17 protein-coding genes are annotated in these 19,102 nt (G+C 72.6%); 11 read left to right on the forward strand and 6 right to left on the reverse strand.

Annotation, left to right across the window (positions count from 1 at the left end; translation table 11 throughout):
* Positions 1 to 84 precede the first annotated feature (84 nt).
* Positions 85 to 1,035 (reverse strand): alpha/beta hydrolase, encoded by a 951-nt coding sequence (locus ACIQGV_RS19465; protein WP_402496265.1) that lies wholly within the window; start codon positions 1,033 to 1,035, stop codon positions 85 to 87.
* 67 nt (positions 1,036 to 1,102) lie between these two features.
* Positions 1,103 to 1,708: a DUF4232 domain-containing protein gene (locus ACIQGV_RS19470; RefSeq protein ID WP_402496266.1), complete on the reverse strand. Its 606-nt coding sequence runs from the start codon at positions 1,706 to 1,708 to the stop codon at positions 1,103 to 1,105.
* Positions 1,709 to 2,147: 439 nt separating this feature from the next.
* On the opposite strand from ACIQGV_RS19470, the gene ACIQGV_RS19475 reads away from it, so the two are divergent.
* The 5 genes from ACIQGV_RS19475 (at position 2,148) to ACIQGV_RS19495 (ending at position 6,045) form a co-directional block, all read left to right on the forward strand.
* The gene (locus ACIQGV_RS19475; protein ID WP_402496267.1) at positions 2,148 to 2,414 is read left to right on the forward strand and encodes a hypothetical protein; all 267 of its coding nucleotides are present in this window, start codon (positions 2,148 to 2,150) and stop codon (positions 2,412 to 2,414) included.
* A 3-nt stretch (positions 2,415 to 2,417) separates the two neighbouring features.
* Positions 2,418 to 3,173: a hypothetical protein gene (locus tag ACIQGV_RS19480; RefSeq protein WP_402496268.1), complete on the forward strand. Its 756-nt coding sequence runs from the start codon at positions 2,418 to 2,420 to the stop codon at positions 3,171 to 3,173.
* Positions 3,174 to 3,425: 252 nt separating this feature from the next.
* Positions 3,426 to 4,694: a hypothetical protein gene (locus tag ACIQGV_RS19485; RefSeq protein ID WP_402496269.1), complete on the forward strand. Its 1,269-nt coding sequence runs from the start codon at positions 3,426 to 3,428 to the stop codon at positions 4,692 to 4,694.
* Positions 4,695 to 4,699: 5 nt separating this feature from the next.
* A complete protein-coding gene (locus ACIQGV_RS19490; protein WP_402496270.1) occupies positions 4,700 to 5,344 on the forward strand; it encodes a hypothetical protein in 645 nt (214 codons plus the stop codon).
* On the forward strand, positions 5,341 to 6,045 hold the full coding sequence (locus ACIQGV_RS19495) for an ABC transporter ATP-binding protein (RefSeq protein ID WP_402496271.1): 705 nt from the start codon (positions 5,341 to 5,343) through the stop codon (positions 6,043 to 6,045). Before ACIQGV_RS19490 ends, ACIQGV_RS19495 begins: the two co-directional genes overlap by 4 nt.
* A gap of 84 nt (positions 6,046 to 6,129) precedes the next feature.
* On the opposite strand, the gene ACIQGV_RS19500 is transcribed toward ACIQGV_RS19495, so the two are convergent.
* On the reverse strand, positions 6,130 to 7,359 hold the full coding sequence (locus ACIQGV_RS19500) for an aminotransferase class V-fold PLP-dependent enzyme (RefSeq protein ID WP_402496272.1): 1,230 nt from the start codon (positions 7,357 to 7,359) through the stop codon (positions 6,130 to 6,132).
* A gap of 173 nt (positions 7,360 to 7,532) precedes the next feature.
* Between ACIQGV_RS19500 and ACIQGV_RS19505 the strand changes: the two genes are divergently transcribed.
* The 5 genes from ACIQGV_RS19505 to ACIQGV_RS19525 all read left to right on the forward strand — a co-directional run bounded on the left by ACIQGV_RS19505 (position 7,533) and on the right by ACIQGV_RS19525 (position 12,626).
* Entirely contained in the window at positions 7,533 to 7,757 is a 225-nt protein-coding gene (locus ACIQGV_RS19505; RefSeq protein WP_402496273.1) for a cold-shock protein, read from the forward strand.
* Positions 7,758 to 8,545: 788 nt separating this feature from the next.
* Positions 8,546 to 9,169, forward strand: coding sequence for a histidine phosphatase family protein (locus ACIQGV_RS19510; RefSeq protein ID WP_402496274.1), 624 nt, complete (start codon positions 8,546 to 8,548; stop codon positions 9,167 to 9,169).
* 138 nt (positions 9,170 to 9,307) lie between these two features.
* Entirely contained in the window at positions 9,308 to 11,122 is a 1,815-nt protein-coding gene (locus ACIQGV_RS19515) for a serine/threonine protein kinase (protein WP_402496275.1), read from the forward strand.
* Between the two features lie 84 nt (positions 11,123 to 11,206).
* Positions 11,207 to 11,887, forward strand: coding sequence for a hypothetical protein (locus ACIQGV_RS19520; protein WP_402496276.1), 681 nt, complete (start codon positions 11,207 to 11,209; stop codon positions 11,885 to 11,887).
* Between the two features lie 532 nt (positions 11,888 to 12,419).
* On the forward strand, positions 12,420 to 12,626 hold the full coding sequence (locus ACIQGV_RS19525) for a hypothetical protein (RefSeq protein ID WP_402496277.1): 207 nt from the start codon (positions 12,420 to 12,422) through the stop codon (positions 12,624 to 12,626).
* 23 nt (positions 12,627 to 12,649) lie between these two features.
* On the opposite strand, the gene ACIQGV_RS19530 is transcribed toward ACIQGV_RS19525, so the two are convergent.
* The 3 genes from ACIQGV_RS19530 to ACIQGV_RS19540 all read right to left on the reverse strand — a co-directional run bounded on the left by ACIQGV_RS19530 (position 12,650) and on the right by ACIQGV_RS19540 (position 15,141).
* Positions 12,650 to 13,657, reverse strand: coding sequence for a RimK family alpha-L-glutamate ligase (locus ACIQGV_RS19530; protein ID WP_402496278.1), 1,008 nt, complete (start codon positions 13,655 to 13,657; stop codon positions 12,650 to 12,652).
* Between the two features lie 8 nt (positions 13,658 to 13,665).
* Complete coding sequence (locus tag ACIQGV_RS19535; RefSeq protein ID WP_402496279.1) at positions 13,666 to 13,938, reverse strand: hypothetical protein; 273 nt, start codon at positions 13,936 to 13,938, stop codon at positions 13,666 to 13,668.
* Positions 13,939 to 14,241: 303 nt separating this feature from the next.
* On the reverse strand, positions 14,242 to 15,141 hold the full coding sequence (locus tag ACIQGV_RS19540) for a DUF72 domain-containing protein (RefSeq protein ID WP_402496280.1): 900 nt from the start codon (positions 15,139 to 15,141) through the stop codon (positions 14,242 to 14,244).
* A 384-nt stretch (positions 15,142 to 15,525) separates the two neighbouring features.
* Between ACIQGV_RS19540 and ACIQGV_RS19545 the strand changes: the two genes are divergently transcribed.
* Positions 15,526 to 18,951, forward strand: a complete 3,426-nt coding sequence (locus tag ACIQGV_RS19545; RefSeq protein ID WP_402496281.1) for an ATP-dependent DNA helicase — start codon at positions 15,526 to 15,528, stop codon at positions 18,949 to 18,951.
* Positions 18,952 to 19,102: the final 151 nt, after the last annotated feature.

A 19,102-nucleotide genomic window follows, 5' to 3' on the forward strand; every position in this document is an offset into this window, starting at 1 on the left:
GTTCGGGGGAGGTCCGGTCCGGCACGTGTCCCGAGCGCGGTGTCCCGGCCGAGCGGGCCGGGACCTCCGCTGCTCGACGAAACGTCAGCGGACCAGGTCGAGCAGGTCGGCGACGTCCGCGAACACCCTCTCCCCTGCCGTCGCGGCGGCAGGGGAGAGGGTGTCGAGGGTGAGGAATCCATGGATCATTCCAGCCTCGCAACGGTGTCTGAGCGGAACCTCCGCGGCCAACAGCCGGGCGGCATAGGCGTCACCCTCGTCCCGAAGCGGATCGTGCTCCGCAGTGATCACGACGGTGGGCGGGAGTCCGCCGAGATCGGCGGCGTACACCGGGCTGACCCCGGGGTCGACGAGCCGGGACGGGTCCGGGACCCATTGCTCGACACCCCACGCCACGTCGTCGGCCGCCAGACCCCAGCCCGTGCCCTTCGACCGTACGCTGGGACAGGAGAGGGTCAGATCGGTGTTGGGGCACACCAGGATCTGGGCGGCCGGCAGCGGTCCGCCGTCATCGCGCAGCCGCAGACAGGCGAGCGCGGCCAGGTTCCCTCCGGAACTGTCGCCCATGACCACCGTCGGACCTGCGATCCCGGTGCGGGAATCCCCGCCGGCGACCGCCCACCGGATGACGTCCGTACAGTCGTCGACGGCAGCCGGCCATGGATGTTCCGGAGCCCGGCGGAAGTCGACACTCAGTACCGCCGCGCCGGTCCTGAGCGCCAGCCTTCGGCACACCCGATCGTGCGACTCCAGATCGCCGATCGTCCACATCCCCCCGTGCAGGAACACCACCAGTGGCCCGATCGCCGCCGAAGGCCGGTAGAGGCGGACCCCCACAGCAGCCGAACCGACCGTCAGATCCTCGACATGGGCGACCTCGGGGCCCCGGGGCCGGGCATCGACGCGGAGCCGCTGCGCGCGCCTCAACTCCGCCGCGCCCACGGTACGGGCCGGAGGTCCGGGGTCCTGCCGGAGAGCCTCGACGAAGGCAGCCAGTTCGGCATCGGCGAGCGAAGGGTCGATCGGTTCGGCCATGCGGGCCAGGATGTCATCCTGATCCGGACGCCCCGGCCGAGGACAGCCTCACGGTCGAGGTGGCGTGTCACTTCGACATGATGAAATCCAGGGCGTAACCGGGAGCGGTCGTCCAGTAGGTGACACGCTGACCGTCGTTGGCGTACAGCGTGTCGACGGGCATGGGGACATCGATCGGCCCGCCCGCGTTGCTGCCGGGCTTGCGGCCCTGGAGGCTGAGGGTGATGCTCTTCGCCTCGTACTCGTCCATGGGGCCGTTGACGAGCAGGGCGGCGTACGCCTCCTCACCCGGAGCGAGGGTGACGGGCACTCCCGGGTTCGGGTCGCTCTCCTTGATCACGGGGGCCGTGGTCCGGCCGGCACCGAGCCGCACGAGAGGGTAGCGGTAGAGGTTGCACTTCTTGTCGCCGGCGTTCTGGACGGTGAGGAGGAGGTGCCTGGCGTCCTCGCTGTCCGCGGGCTCCTTCACGGCGGACACGCCGAGGACCTCCTGGGAGCAGGCGGCGACGGTGCCCTTGCCGCCCGAACGGTGCTTCACCGCGACGTCGGCCTTCCCGTTGCCCGTCCGCGGCCCGGTGGCGGAGGCGGCCTGCGCCGACACACCGCACCCGAGAGCCAGGACGAGACCCGCGGCCACGGCCGCACGACGGCTCACGAGGGACTTCATGTTCATATGCGTGTTCCTTCTCTGCATCTGATTCTGCTCGGTATGAGGTCGCACGCCTCCGCGCCCGGCGTCCCGGGCGCCCGAGGAGACGGGTCTTCCGGTGGACGGACGGGGCGGGGTGTCGTGGCGCTGCCGGGCGGCCGGCCGCTTCAGCCGGTGCGACAGCCACAGCATCGGACGCCTCGTGCTCCTGGGACAACAGCCGCCGCCCGGCCTGCGACGGTGGAACGATCCCACCCCCGACGACCTGCGGGAACAAGGAAGCCTGGGATGCCCGCCCGGGACGGAGAGCCCTGAGGCCGACGGCCGGCACCCGGTGGATCCGGCCGCAGGGGCCTCCCGCTCCGGAGAGGGAGGAGCCGATCGACTACATCCCGGCCCGCTCCTCGGTGTCGCGTTTCGTCAATGTCTACAACGAGAACGCCTCCAACCACTGGGAATGCCCGTGAGCCTGCGGCCGCGGGGACGAGCGATCGTCCCCGCGGCCGCGGCCGTGCTGACCCTGCTGACGGCCTGCGGCGGTCCCGGTGACGACGCCCCGCGCACAAAGGCGCCCCGGCGCACCGCCCCCGTCACCGGAGTCGAGCTGGCCGAGCCGCTGCTCGACCGCCCCGTCGACCGGGCCCGGCTGCTGCCCTCGGAGCTGGCCGCGGTCGGCCGCGCGGAGCTGATCACCCGCGCCGCCTGCATGCGGCGCTACGGTTTCGACTAGCGCGTGGAATTCACCCGCAGCCTGCGTTCCACCGTCCCCGACCGGTCGTACGGCGTGATGAGCGACGAGCAGGCGCGCCGCTACGGCTACCACATGGCCCCGGATCTCGACCCGCGCGTGCCGGCCAACTCCCGCAAGGACACCGACCTCGTCGCCTCCGAGGAGCCGGGGACGGCCGAGGACCGCCAGGTCCGCAACCTGCTGCTGTACGGCATCGGTTCGGACCGGGTCACCGAGGACGACGTCCGGCGCGGCGAGGGCACGCAGCCGCCGCGTGAGGCCGAGGTGATCGGCGAGTACCGCGACCGCCCGGTCCGGGAGGGCGGATGCTACGAGGAGGCCCGCTCCACCGTCATCGGCGACGGCGGCAGCGAGCGCAACCCGGTCGCCATGGACATCTACATCTCCGCCTTCCGCGAGGCCGAACGGGATCCCGAAGTGCGCGAGGTGGTCCGGAAGTGGTCGGCCTGCATGGCTCGCGAGGGCCACGCGTACGACTCCCCGCTCGAGGCGGGCACCGATCTGCCCACGGCTCAGGCTCCCGCCGCCGACGGCCGGGAGAAGGAGGTCGCGCGGACGGACATGGCCTGCAAGCACGACACCGGCCTGATCCGCGTCTGGTCGGCCGCCGAGGCACGCCACGAGCGGACGGCGATGGCCCGGCACAAGGACGACATCGCGGCCGAGACCGCCCGCAAGAAGCGGATGGTCGCCAACGCCCTGAGGATCATCGGCGCCACCGAGGGCGCCGGCCGCTGACCCGTCCGACGGCCGCGGCCCGCTCCGCATCCGCGCGGGCCGGACCGCGGGCGCGGCGCCCGTCAGCGCCGAGCGCACGGGGGGCGTTCACCAGGGGCGCCTCACCGAGAAACAGGTGCCGGCCCGGCGTACGAGCCCACCGGCGGGCCGAGGCCGGACCGTCGGGACGCCGTGCGCCCTGTGCGCCCCGTGCTGCCCTTTCACACCCCGGGGCACCAGGAACCACAGGCGTCCTGCGCGCCTCGTACAGGCATGGTCCTCAAGCAGCGCACTCCGCTGGCCGTCGTGCTGAAGGCGAACCTGCGGCGGCAGGCCGGTCCGCTGGTGGCGCTCACGGTGGCCGCCGGGGTGGCGTGGTTCTTCCTGGACCCGATGGTGAGGTCGGGGGCGGGCTGGATCGTCGCCGGCGAAGAGGGCGGGACCGCCGCGAGGGCGATCGGCGGTGCGGCCGCCGGGTTCCTGGCCGGGTGGCAGGGAGGAGCGGAGGAGCGCCATGACGCCCGGTGGATGCGGCAGACGTCCGTGCGGGCGCCGGTGTCCCCCGTGCTGCTGGGCCTGGCCTCCGGGGTGGTGTGGCCGCTGGCCGGATATCTGCTGGCCGTGACCGCGGTGCTGGCGTGGCCCGGGTCCTGGGACACGGCGACACGACCGCCGCTGGACGCCATGGCCGTCGACGCGGCGCTGATCGTGGCCGTCTCGTGCGTCGCCCATCTGCTGGGCCGGACGATTCCGCTGCGCGTGACACCGCTCGTCGTCGGCGCGGCGGCGCTCTTGCTGGGGCCGGTGTGGCAGTTGTTGTTCCCTCTGGAGCACACCTACACCGGCACAGGTGCCCCGGTCCCCCAGGAAGCAGCGCGGTGGGTGCTCCGGACTCCCCCCGCGTGGGTGCCGTGGTGCAGGGCCGTTCTGATCGCCGCGGTGGCGGCTGCCGCCGTACTGCTGTGCGCGTACCGCTGGAGACCCGCGGTGGCGCTGCTCCTGGCGACGGCGGCACTGGGGCTGGGCGTGACCTGGGCGGGCGGCACCGCGGCCTCGGCGTTCAACCCGACGGGGATCCGCTGCACCGGCCGTGCGCCCGCCGTGTGCGTCTCGGCGGAGCACGAGGCGCAGCGGCAGCGGCTGGAACGCGAGGTGACAGGGTTGTCCCGGCTGCTGGAAGGCGTCCGCGAGGCGCCCACCCACTACGTGTGGACGCAGAAGACCGAGGTTCTGGGCGGATGCGGCGGCAGCGGCGGCGTCGGTTCTCCGTGGGTCGTCGCCGTTCCGTGGTGGAGTCCCGCCTTCGACGACCTCGCCCGCAGCGTCGCGGAGGACCGTTGCGGCGAACTCCGTTCGCCGCAGGCGCGCGCGCTGTACGCGTGGCTCACCGGCTGGGACGAACTCGGCGCACAGGAGCGTCTGCTGCTCCGTCGGCTCGACGGCCTTCCCGCACGGGAGCGCGCGGCCTGGATCGACCGGTATCTGACCGCCGTGAAACGCGGCCGCCCCCTGCCCTCTGTCCCTGAACCGAACGGAAGGTGACGACGATGCTCACTCCGCCCCGCCTGCCCCCGTGGCTGCGGGCCGTCCCCGGCCTGCGGTGGCCCTGGCTGCTGGCGGTCACCGGCGTGTGTGCGGCGGGCGCGGGAGTCGGCGCGCTGGCCGGTGAGGAGGAGACGCTGCCGTTCTTGCTGCTGCTCGCTCCGCTGCTGCCGCTGGTGTGGGTGGCGGCCAGCTACGGCGGCAAGGCGGACCCCTTCGCGCCGGTGATCCGCAGCATGCCGGCCGGGGGGCTGCGGCTGCTGCTCCTGCGTACCGGTGTCGTGCTCGTCATCTGCCTGCCGCTGCTCGGCGCCGCGGCGCTGGTGGGCGTGGGCGTCTCGGCGTGGGCCGCGGCCTGGCTGGTGCCCTGCCTGACGCTGACGCTCGCCACCCTGGTCCTGGGCTCCTGCATCGGCTGTCCGCTCGCCGCCTGTGCGACCGGCACCTCCTGGCTGGTGACGGTCTCCGCCGTGGCGCAGCTGTCGATGCGCCCCGACGGCAAGGTCCGCTCCCTGGACACCGTCCTGCTCAACGTGCTGAAGAACCTGCTGGACGGCGGCGCCCAGTTCGTCTGGGGCGCGGCTGCCGGTGTGCTGAGCGCCCTGCTGGTGCTGCGCCGCCACTCCTTCAACGACCTGAGGTCCCGATGATCAGCGCAACCCGACTGACCGTGCGTCACCGCCGTACCACCGCCGTCGACAGCCTCGACCTGCACCTCGGACACGGCGTCCACGCGCTGCTCGGGCCCAACGGCGCGGGCAAGAGCTCCCTGCTGCGGGTCCTGGCCACGGCGGGCACAGCCGTGGAAGGTGAGCTGAAGCTGCTGGGGCGGGACCCGCACCGCCCCGCCGAACAGCTGGAGATCCGCCGTCGGCTCGGCTACCTGCCGCAGACGTTCGGCATGTTCGGCGGTTTCACCGTACGAGAGTGCGTCAGTTACGCCGCCTGGCTGAAGGACATGCCCGGCCACAGCGCGCCCGACGCGGTGGCGGACGCCGTGGACCGGGTCGGCCTGACCGCGCGCATCGACAGCAGGTACCGCACGCTCTCCGGCGGGATGAAGCGCCGGGTCGGGATCGCGCAGGCTCTGGTCAACCGCCCTGAGCTGCTTGTGCTCGACGAGCCCACCACCGGGCTGGACCCCGCCGAGAGGGAACGCCTCCACACCACTCTCCGGCGGCTGGGCGGCACCGGGACCGTGGTCCTGGCCACCCACCTCATGGAGGACGTGCACGCCTGCTGCGACACCGTGGTCGTCCTCCGCTCGTCCCGCAAGATCTTCCAGGGGACCCCGGAGGAACTGAGAGAGGCAGGCGGCTACACCGGGGTGATCGCGGCAAACGCTCCCTGACCGGCCGTCACGGGCGGCTCCCTCCGGAAAACACTCGCAGTGCCTGCTCGGAGTGCGGGCATGCCCCTTTCGCTGCGCCTGCAGCTAAACGCGGGTGGCGTCGAGGGACCAGTCACCGAGCACCGGGACGCATCGCTCGGCGAAGTACTCGTAGTCGGCGGCGGTGTTGTACACATGGGTGGACAGCCGGACGTACCCGACGCCGTCGAAGCTGGTGAACGCCGCCGCCACGCCCAGTTCGCGCGCGACCCTGTCGCGCAGCGCGTCGGCCTCGAGACGGGTGGTCGCCAGACCGTCCGGAAGCCTGACGAGACGGAGCGCGTCGACCGGCATGCCGACGTCGACGGGCCGGTCGTCACCGGTCAGTCCGGCGAACGCGGCGCCGACGACGTGCTCGGCGTAGTCGCCGAGCTCACGCATGTACGTGCGTACGGCCGGCCAGCCCCAGGTGTCCTCGATGAACCGGAGGGCGGCCGGGGCCGCGAGGCAGCCGGTGGCGTCCAGGGTTCCCTGGCTGTCGAAACGGTCGGGGAAGGGATCCTCGGCTCCCCACGAGTCGATGAGCGGGTACAGCCCGTCGCGCAGCGCGGAACGCGCCACGAGCACGGCCGCGCCGCGCGGCGCGCAGCCGAACTTGTGGAGGTTGCCGACCCAGAAGTCGCACTCCAGGTCCCGCAGCGGATTCTCCAGCAGGCCCGGGACATGCGCTCCGTCCACCAGGAGCGGGATGCCGCGGCGGCGTGCCTCTCTGCCGATCCGTTCCACGGGCAGGCGGCGCGCGGTGGGTGAGGTGATGTGGTCGACGACGACGAGCCCGGTGCGGTCACCGACGACGGACATCACGGCGGCGAACGCCTCGTCCTCGTCGGCGTCGAGGGGCACGTGTGCCGTCCGCACCGTGCCGCCCCGGCGGCGGGCGAGCCGCAGGGCGCCCATGGTGACGGCACCGTAACCGTGATCGGTGACCACGATCTCGCCTCCCGCGGGGAAGGGCACGTTGTGGTAGACGACGCTCGCGCCGCCGCTGGCGTTCGGCACGAGGGCGAGGTCACCAACCGGGACGTCCAGGAACCGGGCCACGTCCGTACGCACCCGGCTCATCCGGGCGGGGAGCCCGGGGAACCACACCACGGGGTTGCGCTCCATCTCCTCGCGCAGTTCCTCCTGCACCGCCTGGGCCGCCACCGGGACGGCTCCGAAGGAACCGTGGTTCAGGTGTCTGACGTCCGGGTCCAGCGACCAGCCTTCCGCAGCCGGACGGCCGTCGGCCAGCAGCAGGGGACGGGGAGCGGTGGTGAGGTCGGTCTCGGTCACGTCTCTCCATGGCGGGGATCTTCGGACACCCACCGGAAGATGCCTGGTGAGTCGATGGATTGTGGCACCCGCGGAGCCGTTCGACCAGGATCCGCCGCCCCGGGCGGCCGGTGGTCGTGGGGTCGGACGACCGGAGACTCGTCGGTCATGGAGCAGGCCGTAGGATCTCGTCCATGGTGCATGCGACTGTCCGTGAGTGGAACGACGAGGAAGGGTGGGGTGTCCTCGACTCCCCCGAGACCCCGGGCGGCTGCTTCGGCCACTACGCCGACATCCAGGCGCCCGGCTTCCGCACGCTGTCACCCGGACAGCGGGTCGAACTCACCTGGGAAGCCCCCGGCTTCAAGCAGGACGGGTACGACTACCGCGCGGTGAGCATCGTGCCTCGGCCTGCCTGACGTCCACGCCCTGTCGCACATCACGCCGAGGCCGTGGAGCGCGGCCTCACGGGTGCTGCGGTTGCTCACTGCCTCAGCCCGTCGCCGGATCCCGCCACCAGGGCGCTGTGCCCACCGCGCCGGCTCAGGACGGCTCTTCCCCGTCGGACCGGTAGGCCGCCGGCAGGAGCTGCCGACAGGTGAACTCGCTGGCCTTGCTCCTTCTGCGGAGAAGCAGGGATTCCCGGTCGGCTCCCGTGCCGATGCCGAACATGACGGGCCCGTCGGCCTCGCCGTCCGCAGCGCGTGGCGCCACCCCGGCCAAACGATGGCAACCGTCACAGCAAACTCCCTATAGGCGACGGGAGTTGGTCTCACCTAAGATCAAAAAACCGTGTTCGCCGGGGTTCACCGGGAGGCATGAGAACCCCGGCGAACACGGCTCAGCGGGAGCAAACAGGTACAGAGCGAGCGTGACGACCACCCGACCGGGGCAGGGCCGACGTCCCTGAGCAGTGCACCAAAACATCAGGTCAAGGGCGGGTTCACACCAAGATGCCCCAAACCGACACCCGTGGCGGGGTGGACCGCGCCCCCGGCCTCACCAGCCGCCCGGCCCACCGCTCTTTCCCGCCCGAGGAGTTGTCACGCCACCCCGCGCCCTGCGATCTGCTCGACCGCACCTTTCCGCCTGCCGCTTTGCGGCCGGGACCGTGACCCTGCCGGTCCGGCGAACGGAGGGAACCGACCGCCGCGGAGACGGCGTCCCTCGACACACAAGATCACAAGTGGGTACGGAGGAGTTCGAGATGACCGGCACGGCCACCCGTTACCTCTATCTCGTTCGGCACGGCGAGGCGACGCCTGACGAGAGCGGGCTGACGGAGGCGGGCCGACGGCAGGCGACACTGCTCGGCCGGCGTCTCCGGGACATCCCCTTCGCGGCTGTTCGTCACGGTCCGCTGCCGCGGGCCGAGCAGACCGCCCGCCTGATCGGCGAGCAACTGAAGAACGTCCCCCTGCACGCCTGTGAAGCCGCCGGTGACTATGTGCCCCACGTACCCGAAGCGGACGAACTTCCCGCCGAATCGGCGGACTTCTACCTCCGCTTCCTCGCCGGCGCCTCCGACGAGGAACGCAGGGACGGGCCTGCGCTGGCCCGCCGGGCCCTGGATCTGTTCACCGGGCCGGTGGACGGCGAAGAGGACCGGCACGAACTGGTCGTCACCCACAACTTCCTCGTCGCCTGGCTCGTCCGGGACGCTCTGCACGCACCGAAGTGGCGCTGGCTCGGCCTCAACCACTGCAACGCGGCGCTCACCGTCATCCGCTACCCACCCGGCCGAGCCGCCTCCGTCCTCGTCTCCAACGACATGCGGCATCTGCCCGCCGAGCTGCGCTGGACGGGCTTTCCCCCCGAACTGCACGTCTGAGGGAGCCTGCCGTCCGCTGCCGGGGCCGTGGCACGCAGCGAGGACACGGGGACCCGTCGAGACCCGCACTGCGGTGTTCGAACGGGTAATGTCGCCGCCGCGCAGCGCACAGGGACACATGGGGAGAGCGGGGCAGCGATGCACGTCCTGGAGCCGGGGGATCCACGGCGGATCGGGGACTTCACACTGATCGGCAGGCTGGGCGCCGGCGGTATGGGCAAGGTCTTCCTGGGACGTTCCGCGGGCGGGCGGGCCGCGGCGGTGAAGGTGGTCAAGGCGGAGCTGGCCGAGGAGCCCGAGTTCCGGGCCCGGTTCCATCAGGAGGTCGCCGCGCTGCACCGGGTGGGGGGCGAGTGGACGGCGCCGGTGCTCGGCGCCGACACCGGGGCCGCCGCGCCCTGGGTGGCCACGGAGTACGTGCCCGGTCCCTCTCTGCAGCAGGTCGTCGACTCGGACTACGGGCCGCTTCCCGAGGCGACGCTGCATTCCCTGGCCGGGCGTCTCGCCAGGGCGTTGCGCGCCATCCACGGCGCGGGCCTGGTGCACCGTGACCTCAAGCCGTCGAACATCCTGCTGACCGTCGACGGCCCGCGCATCATCGACTTCGGTGTCGCGCGGGCGCTCGACACCGTGGCGGACGGTCTGCGCACCTCCACCGGGGTGGTGATCGGTTCCCCCGCCTTCATGTCGCCGGAGCAGGTGCGCGGGCAGCGGGTGACACCGGCCTCGGACGTGTTCGGTCTCGGGTCGGTGCTGGTGTACGCGGCGACGGGGCGGCTGCCGTTCGGCTCCGCCGAAGTGGGCCTGCACGCGCTGATGTTCCGTATCGCCGAGGAGGAACCGGACCTCACCGGGGTGCCGCACACGCTGACCGGTCTGGTCGCCGCCTGCCTGTCCAAGGACCCGCAGCGGCGGCCCACCGCCGAGCAGATCGCCGCCCGTACCCGCACCGACATGGCCGGTCCGTGGCTGCCCGCGGAACTGCTGGCCGATCTCGGCAGGCTCGCCGCCAGGCTGCTCACCGCGGAGACGCCGCCGCAGGGCTCACCGGCACAGCCGCAGGGCCCACAGGCGCCGGCACGGTCCGGGCGACGGTGGAAGCCGCTGCTCGCCGGAGTGCTGGCACTCGCCGCGACAGCCATGGGCACGGCGCTGGCGGTGCATTCCAACGGCGGCACGGATCCCGGGACGGACGGGAGATCCTCCGCGCCCCGCTCGGTCTCCCCGGATTCCGAAGCGGCGGCGCCTGGTACCGGGCCGAGCGTCCCGAAGGACTTCGTCGGCGCCTGGGAAGGCGTGCTCAAGGGTGATGTCGATTATCCGAGACGGGTGCTGCGTCTGGACATCTCGACGGGCCGGCCGGGCGACAAGGTCGCCGCGTACATCGACACCGACGGCTACGCGCAGTGCACCGGGCGCGGTGAGCTGCTCTCCGCCGATGCCGACTCGCTGGTCGTCGGCAAGGGCCAGGTGACCGCGGAGGTGCCTCGGGGACGCTGCGAGCCGCTGTCGCAGCAGACCCTCACGGTACGGTCGCGGGACGTACTGGTGTGGAGGTCCGGCGACATGACGGCCGAGCTCCACCGGTCGGCCGGGGGACGGAAGGCGGTGCCGGACGAGTACGCCGGCGTCTGGGTGCCCGCAAACGAGGCGTACCGGGAGAAGGCGATGCTCCGGGTCACCCAGGGCCCGGCCGGCGGCCGTCTGGTGCAGATCTGGGACGCCGGTGCCGCGGAGGACGGCTCGCAGGACGGTGCGCAGAACTGCGACAACTCCTTCGTCGTCGGCGCCGTGTCCCCGGTGCTGGTGCTGAGCCCGGCGATGTACGCCGCGGACGCGGGCAAGGACTGCCGTCAGCCCGACTCGCTCTTCCTGATGGCCGACCGCAACGGCCATCTGCTGCAGTTCAGCATGGCCGTGGACGCCGAACCCGGAGAGTGGGTGAGGAAGTGAGGAAGCAGCGGCGGCCGTCTGCGGCAGCGTTCTGCCCGAAGGCCCCCGAGCCGGGGCCGCCACAGCCTGGGGAAGGATAGGGGGATGGCATCCACATCTCCCGCGTCACGACTGATCGGTACGGCCGCCGGGGCGCAGCTCCGTCCGTTGGGCCTGCGCCGGCAGGGCCGGTCCCGCCTCTGGCTGGACGATCAGGGCTGGTGGCTCGGTGTGGTCGAGTTCTCGCCCCCGAAGTGGGGTCAGGGCAGTGGCCTGCAGGTCGGCGTCATGTGGCTGTGGCAGGACACCGAGTACTTCTCCTTCAACGTCAGCGCGCAGGAGATCGGCAGGCAGGACTTCCGCCACGAGGACCAGTTCGCCCCGGTGGCGGAGGATCTGGCGCGGCGGGCGGCGGGCAAGGTGGAGGCGTTCCGGCGCCGGTTCCCGGACCTGGCGGCGGTGGCGGACGATCTGACGGCCCGGCGGACCGACCGCGGATGGTCCTGGGAGGCATGGAACGCAGGCGTCGCCGCGGCACTCGTCGGCGACACCTCCACGGCCCGGGAACGCTTCACCACGGTGCTCGACGACGATCCCGTCGCGCCGTGGATGCGCGAAGCGCAGCAGACCACGCGGGAGTTGCTGGACCTGGTCGACGACAGGGACGCCGTCCGCTCCTGGGCGGTCGACAGGATCACATCGTGCAGAGCGCGGCTGGGCCTCGGCCCGGCGGCCGGGCTCGACGCGGCCCTCGGTCCCGGGACACCGGCGGACACAGAGCTCTGACCGGACCGCCCGGTGCCTGCGGCGGCGGACGTCGGCCGCGTACGCGGCGGCCCGCACGCCCCGGGGCACACCCTGTTGCGGATCCCTCGCCCGGCAGCGCCTCGCCGCGCTCGGTCGCGTGGGTCATGGCCTGCCAGGGACACCCCACGGGTCCAGGGGCCCCGGCCACGGCCGCCGGGTGGCGCCGGCGGGCTCGGTCGGTCGTCCGTGCCGAGTCGTCCGTGCCGAGTCGTCGGAGTCCGTCCGCACCGGGGTCACCGTGGAAGAAGGCGGTCGGTCCTTCGTACGGGCAGCCGTCCCGGACACTCCGGCCCGGCGGCCTCGCCTCCTGCGTGCTTCCGCCCCGTCGTCAGTCATGCGCGCTTCGATCACTCCTTCCGGTGATCACCGGGCCGGTCGGCTCCGTGGCGGCCGGCCGCGCCGTGACACTCGCCGGGTGGCGGACACGACATCACACGTTCCAGGCGGACCCGGCCCTCTTCCGGACGAGGGAGCCGTCTTCGCGGGCAGGGCCTCGGCCGGTACCGGTCGCGTGCGGTTCCCCCTCGTGCGCTGGGTGCTCGCCCCCCGGACGACGTGGCAGGCACGCCGTCTGGCGACCGGGTCCGGTCCTGGCACGGACGCCCGCACCGCCTGGGTGACGGCACGGCTGGCGCGGTGTCCGCAGGAGCACCCGTACGCGATGCGCCACCTCGACGACGAGAAGGACGACGAGGAGGACGAGGAGGACACCGGCTGACCGGGGCCGCCTCCCCTACGGCCTCACCCGTCCTCGCACGAGGTTCGGCCGGCAGCCGCCCACGCCGGCGCGGCAGGACGGGCAAAGACACCCGGCGCGGGCCGGGCATCGGCGTTCGCGCAGGAGAGCAGGAAGTCGAGGAAGTACTCGTCGAACGGCTCCCCCAGCAGCGGCTGGAGGAAGAGGAACTGCCCCTGCGGGTTGACCTCCAGCCAGACGGGCTCGCCGTCCGGGGTCAGTTTGATGTCGATGGCGCCCATGCGCAGCCCGAGGCGCCGCAGCACCTCCGCCACCCGGTGGCCCACGCCGGGCGGCACCTCCCACCTGGAGACGGGCACGTTCAGGTCGGGGCGCCAGTCGAGCCGGTCGGACTCGATGAGGGCCGCGTACATGCGCTCGCCGAAGCAGTTCAGCCGGATGTGCCGCCGGCCGGGGATGTACTCCTGGTAGACGGCCGGGCAGACGCTGAAGGACTCCTCGGGGATGGCCCGCGGATCGTCGACGTACTGGGTGAACATGAGCGGGCCGGTCGCGCCCACCACCGGTTTGACGATCACGCGTTCCACGGTGCGGGCGAACTCCTCGACCTCGTCACGGGACTGGGAGACGAGCGTGCGCGGCACCCGGAAGCCCGCCTCCCGCGCCACGGAGAGCTGGTACAGCTTGTCCGCGGCGCGGTCGGTCGCTTCGGGGGAAGAGACCCATTGCCCGCGGAAGGACGCCGCGAGGATGCCGTCGAGGGCGCCGCGGCTGTCGTTGTCGACCAGGCGCCGCTGATGGTCGGTCGACGCGCGGGCGGACGCCTGCTGGTTCGCCCGCATCCGCCGCCACCACAGCACCGACACCGCGTCGAGGGGGACGGTGCGCCCCTCCGAGGTCAGGACGGTGCTGGGCGTGTCCCCGTGCGAACTCCACGTCAGGCCGGGGCGTCCGCTGATGCGGTCGCACTCCAGGACGTGGAAGTCGCGGAAGCCGCGGCGGACGGCGGCGTCCCGGATGACGTGGGTGTGGAAGTCGTCCTCGACGGACACCGTGAGAATCATTGCAGGACGGGGCAGTCCACGCAGCAGTCGTCGGAACAGCCGCACGAGCACGACTCCGACGCCGAGCCTCCCATGCGGGTGGCGTCGATGCGCATCCCGGTGGTGGCGCGGACCGCCTCCTCCCAGTCCCTCAGCTCCTCCGGCGTGTTCAGGCGGACGAACGAGTCGGGCTGCGCCCTGAGGATGACGGGAGGAGCCAGTTCGGTCGAGATCCTGGACCGGGCCTGCGTGTCCTCGGCCACGGGTTCTCCGAGCTTGAACGATGCCATGGTGAGTCACCTCCACGGAGGGGTTGGCGAGGTGCGGCCTCTCCACGAGCACAGCGCTTCGGAGCTGTTCGCCGACGTCGTCATGGCGGTACAGCCCTCATGTCGTGACGCGTGGCTCCGGCCCGGGCTGCCGGAGCCGGCCTGCGCCGGCCCGACAGCCACGCTCCGACGGTACGAGGGCCGGTGTCAGCGCGGCGTCATTCCGTCGTCATCGGTGCGAGCGCCCCGTGAACCGAAGCCGCCGGTTGCCTGCGGGGCCGCTCCCCGGACGTCCTGCCGCTGCCTGCGGGCCGTCACCGGTCCTCACCGCCCCGTCGCCGCCGTTCGGCCCGCCGCTGTCCCCGGGCCCGCGAGCGGCCCGGTCCCGAGCAGCCGCGCCATCCGTTCGGCGGCCCGCACCGCGGCGTCACCACAGCAGTTGTTGAACAGCACATGCACCTGCTCGACCCGCCCGGCGAGTTCACGCAACCGCGGGAGCCATTCGGCGAGTTCGTCGTCGCCGTACACATGCCGATAGCGCTCCTCCTTGTTCCCGTGCTGCCACTCGGCACTGCGTCCGTGGAACCGTACGACGGACAGCCGGGGTGTGGTGACGGGGGTGACCGGTGGTACGGAGACCGCGAGCCCCTGGGGCATGTCGACGGCGACGGCGGCCATCCCGTACCGCGCGAGCAGCGCGCACGTGGCCTCGGCCCGCTCTTCCTGCCACCACGAGGAGTGCCTGAACTCGACGGCGAGGGGCCAGCCCGCGCACCGCCGGGCGGTTTCCGCCAGAACCGTCTCGGCGCGGGCTCCCGGCCGGAACCGTGGCGGGAACTGGAGCAGCACGCTCCCCAGCCGCCGGGCGCTCCGCAAGGGCGCGATCGCCGTGGCGAACCGTGCCCAGACCTCGTCCAGCACTCCCGGGTCCCGGGCGTCGGCGGGCAGCCCGTCCGGCATCACCGCGCTTCGCGTCGGATGCCCTGTGAGCAGCGAGAACGCCTTCACGTCGAAGACGAACCCGTCCGGTGTCCGCTCCGCCCACAACCGGCTGTTCCGCTCGCTGGGCAGCGCGTAGTAGGAGGAATCGACCTCGACGACCGGGAACCGCTCGCCGTAGTGGCGCAACCGTCCTTCGGCGTCCCGCCTCCCGGTGGGGTACCAGCCGCTGCGCACCAGCGCCGGGTCGGTCCACGAACACGTTCCCACAAGGATGTCGCCCATCGGCTTCGAGTACCCGCTCGCGTGCGCCGGACGCGACCGGTGACGTGTTTCCCCGAGCGCGGCACGCTCGCGGTACGGGCACGCGTGTCCGTCCTGTCCGCGCTCCGCAGGCCGGCACCGCCGCTCCGGCGGCCTCGGCGACGTCGACCGCCGCGTCCGCCTCCCGGTCCAGGACGGTCCCGTGCACCCCGCGGTGCGAGCGGACGCGCAACGGTTCCGGCCCTGCGCACGGCCGGGTCGGCGCCCGGTGCACGGAGGCCGCGGAGCCGGTCCGAGAACTTGCCCGGTGACGCCACGTGACCGTTCGAAATCTGATAGTCCTTTCCCCGGGGTACGGGCGCAGGCCCGTAGCGGCGCCTTGCGAGGGCCGCAGGGAGGACGCACATGGGCACCACACGCGACGAGGTCATCGCCACCGAGCAGAAGGCCGTGGACCACGCGTACGACTGCTATGCCGCCCGGCTGGCCGAGATGAGCGGAGCTTCGGCGGCCACGGCCTCGGCGAGCGGCAAGGACGGCATCGCCAACCGGATCAACGCGGAGGAGCAGGCCGCGGCATACGGCGGGCTCGGCAACGAGGCGCTGGTCTTCGCCCGCGTCGACGCGTCCGAGGATGCCGGAGAGGAACCCCGTCCCTGGTACATCGGCCGACGCGGGGTACGCGACTCCGCGAACGAGCCGGTCGTCCTGCTGTGGACCAGCCGACTGGCCAGGACCTGGTCCGAGGCGCGGCCCGAGGCGCCGGGCGAGGTGGTCCTGCGGCGGCAGCTGCGGTGCGTGCAGCGTGTCGTGGAGGACTACTTCGACGAGATCGCCCCGGCGGCCGGCGCCCCGGCCCTCCCGGCTCTCCCGAAGCCGCGGCAGGCCGCGGACGACGTGAGCGGGAGCGCCACGCCGGCGGCGCCCGCGGCCGGGACTCCCGCCGGGACCCGGCCACGGCCCCGGAGCGAGGAGCGCCGGCCGTCGCCCACGCCCGGCGACGTCGCCCGTGTCCAGCGCCGCAAGCCGCTCCAGCCGGACGACTTCCTGCTGCGCGAGCTCCAGCGCTCGCGCAGCGGCCGCATGCGGGACATCGTGGAGACCATCCGCCGTGACCAGATGGACCTGGTCACCGGCTCACCGTCCGACGTCCTCGTCGTCCAGGGCGGCCCGGGCACCGGTAAGTCGGCGGTCGGTCTCCACCGTGTGACCTGGCTCGTCAACAACGAGCACTTCAGGGCCCAGGACATCCTCGTGATCGGCCCGCACCAGCGGTTCCTCGACTACGTCGGACAGGTTCTGCCCACCCTCGGCACACGGGACGTCAACTCCGTCCAGCTGAACCGGCTCTGGGACGGCGAGATCCTCGGCACCGACACCCCGCGGGCACGGCTGGTGAAGTCCGACGAACGCATGGCGGCCGTCCTGCGGCGCAGGGTCGAGAGCGCCTGCCGCCCGGAGACGGTCGACGAGCTCACCCTCCCGCCTTCCTTCCAGGGTGAGGAGCCCTCGGTCGTCGTCGGCGCCGGAAGCGCGACCCTGCGCGTCCCGCGGTCCGAGGTCCTCGCCCTCCTCGGCGAGGCCCGTGACGGCGACGGCTCCTACCGGCAGCGCCGGGAACGCTTCCGGAGCCTGTTCGTCGACCGTCTCCTGCAGGAACTCGCCGCCGTCGCACCACGCCGCGGGCAGGGCGGCACCGTCCGGCGAGATCTGGAACGCAACCGCCGTGTCGAGAGGATCGTGGAACGCATCTGGCCGTCGCCCGGTGCCAGAGAAGCCCTGCGCGGTCTCTACGACTCGCCCGATCTCCTGCGCACCTGCGCCGACGGCCTCCTCGACGAGGACGAGCAGGCCGCACTCCACCGGCCCCGCGCCGCCTCCGCCGACGCCGACCCCTGGACCCTCGACGACCGGGTCTGTCTGGAGGAACTCGCCTTCCTCATCACCGGGGAGATCCCCCCGCGCTACGGACACATCGTCGTCGACGAGGCCCAGGACCTCACCCCGATGCAGGCCCGTGCGCTGCGCCGCCGCTGTGCCGTCGGCGGCTCCATGACGGTCCTCGGCGACCTCACCCAGGCCACCGGCCCCCACGCCTACACCGGTTGGGACCGTCTCGGCGCCCTCCTGTCCGACCACGGAGACTGGCGGGTCGCCGAACTGAACACCAGTTACAGGGTTCCGGCAGAGATCATGGAGTTCGTCGCACCGCTCGCCCGGGCGGTCGCCCCGGGCCTGCCGTACCCGCGTGCCGTGCGTGAGGCGGGAGACGACGCCGTGAGGACCTTGGCGACGGAACCCTGGAAACTGCTGGACGACACCGTCACCGAGGTGACCCGGCTGGCCGGCACCAGCGACGGGCACACTCCGCGCTCCATCGCCGTCGTCGTCCCCGACGACTCGGAGTGGCTCGACAGGATCAGCCATCACCTCGACGAGACAGCCGGCGTCACCGGCGGGGGCCGGCAGCCGGTGCACGTCCTGGCCGCCGCCCAGGCCAAGGGCATGGAGTACGACCACGTCCTGGTGGTCGAGCCCGCCACCATCGCCGACCGCGGCCCATCCGGTCCCCGGCAGCTCTACATCGCCCTCACCCGCAGCACGCAGAGCCTGACCCTGCTGCACACCTCGCAGCTCCCGCAGATCCTGACGGACACCGACGGCCCTGCGGGAACACCGGCCGCCACGGCGGAACCCGTCGCCCCGCGGGGCGACGTCCCGGAGATCGGCACCGACATCCGGGTGCGGGTGCTCGGACCCGGCCCGGGTGGCCGCTACAAGGTCAGGGCCGTGTCCCCCGGCATCGACCGCCCGCTGGTCCTGACCGTCCGGCACGGCTCCGCACCGCCGCGGCCGGGCGACGAACTGGACTGCTGGGTCTTCGAGAACGAGACCACCCACAGCGTGCTCACCGCCGACCAGCGCGGACGCCGCCCGATCTCGCCCAGGATGGCGCAACGCTATGTGGCGGCACTCGGCGTGCTCGACGAGCTGGTGACCGGTGAGGGCAGCGTTCCCCCGGACGCCCGCAGCCGTCTTTCCGAGCTGCAGGGCATGGCCAACCGCGTCCTCCGCCGCGACCAGGCGGACTGGGTGGACGTGCGACGCGTGCTCGGTTCCCCGGACCGGCACAGGCTGGGAGTGCTCCGCGACCTTGCGGCAAGCACCCATCGGGCGCTCAAGGACGAGGTGCTGGACATCGGCAGCCTTCGGACCGAGGTCGCCGACTCCGGCTGGGCCGGGGCTCTCGCCGAGGCCGAGGAGGCACTCCGTGCCCGCCTGCCCGATGCCGCGGCACCTGACATGGAGACCGCGCCCGCCACCGCCGAGCACCAGCCCGAACCCGAGCCCGAGGAAATCGAATCGGTGACCACCGTCGAAGGAACTCCCGCCCCCACCGCCGCGGCCAGGAGGGAGGGATTCCTCCGCTCGCTCGAAACCTCGGCGGCCGCCGACCGCACGTGCAACAAGCACGAGGCGGTACGCCACGCCCTGAAGGCGGACCTGCTGTGGGCGGACCTCCAGCCGGCCGACTCGCCGATCGTCGACGTCAGCTGCGTCACCGACCGCGGCCTCTTCCTCTACGAGGTCCTGGGCGCCGGCCGGTCCGCCTACCAGGACCTCCGCTCGGGAGCGGCCCGCCTCCTGGAGATCAACCACACCCTGCCCGCCCGTGCCGACAGCCTCTATCTGGTCCTGTGCGAGCCTCCCGCCGAGGACTGGTCGGCGGACACGGTCCGCGAGGTCTTCGGCGTCCACGTCCTCTGGCGCAGACCCGACGGATGGGCCGGCCAGGACAAGGACACGGCGCTGGGCTCCTTCGGGGCGTGAACAGACCGTCGCGGCCACCGGCACCGGCCCGCGCGACGGCCGCGCAGGGGCCGGAGGAGCCGGCCGGACAGCGCGGTCGCTCCGGCCTCCACGGGCGTCTCCGGCCGGAAGAGACGCTCGACACCGATCGGGGTCGGCCCGGTGCGGGGCC

The organism is Streptomyces sp. NPDC093094 (assembly GCF_044754345.1).
Classification (GTDB): Bacteria; Actinomycetota; Actinomycetes; order Streptomycetales; family Streptomycetaceae; genus Streptomyces.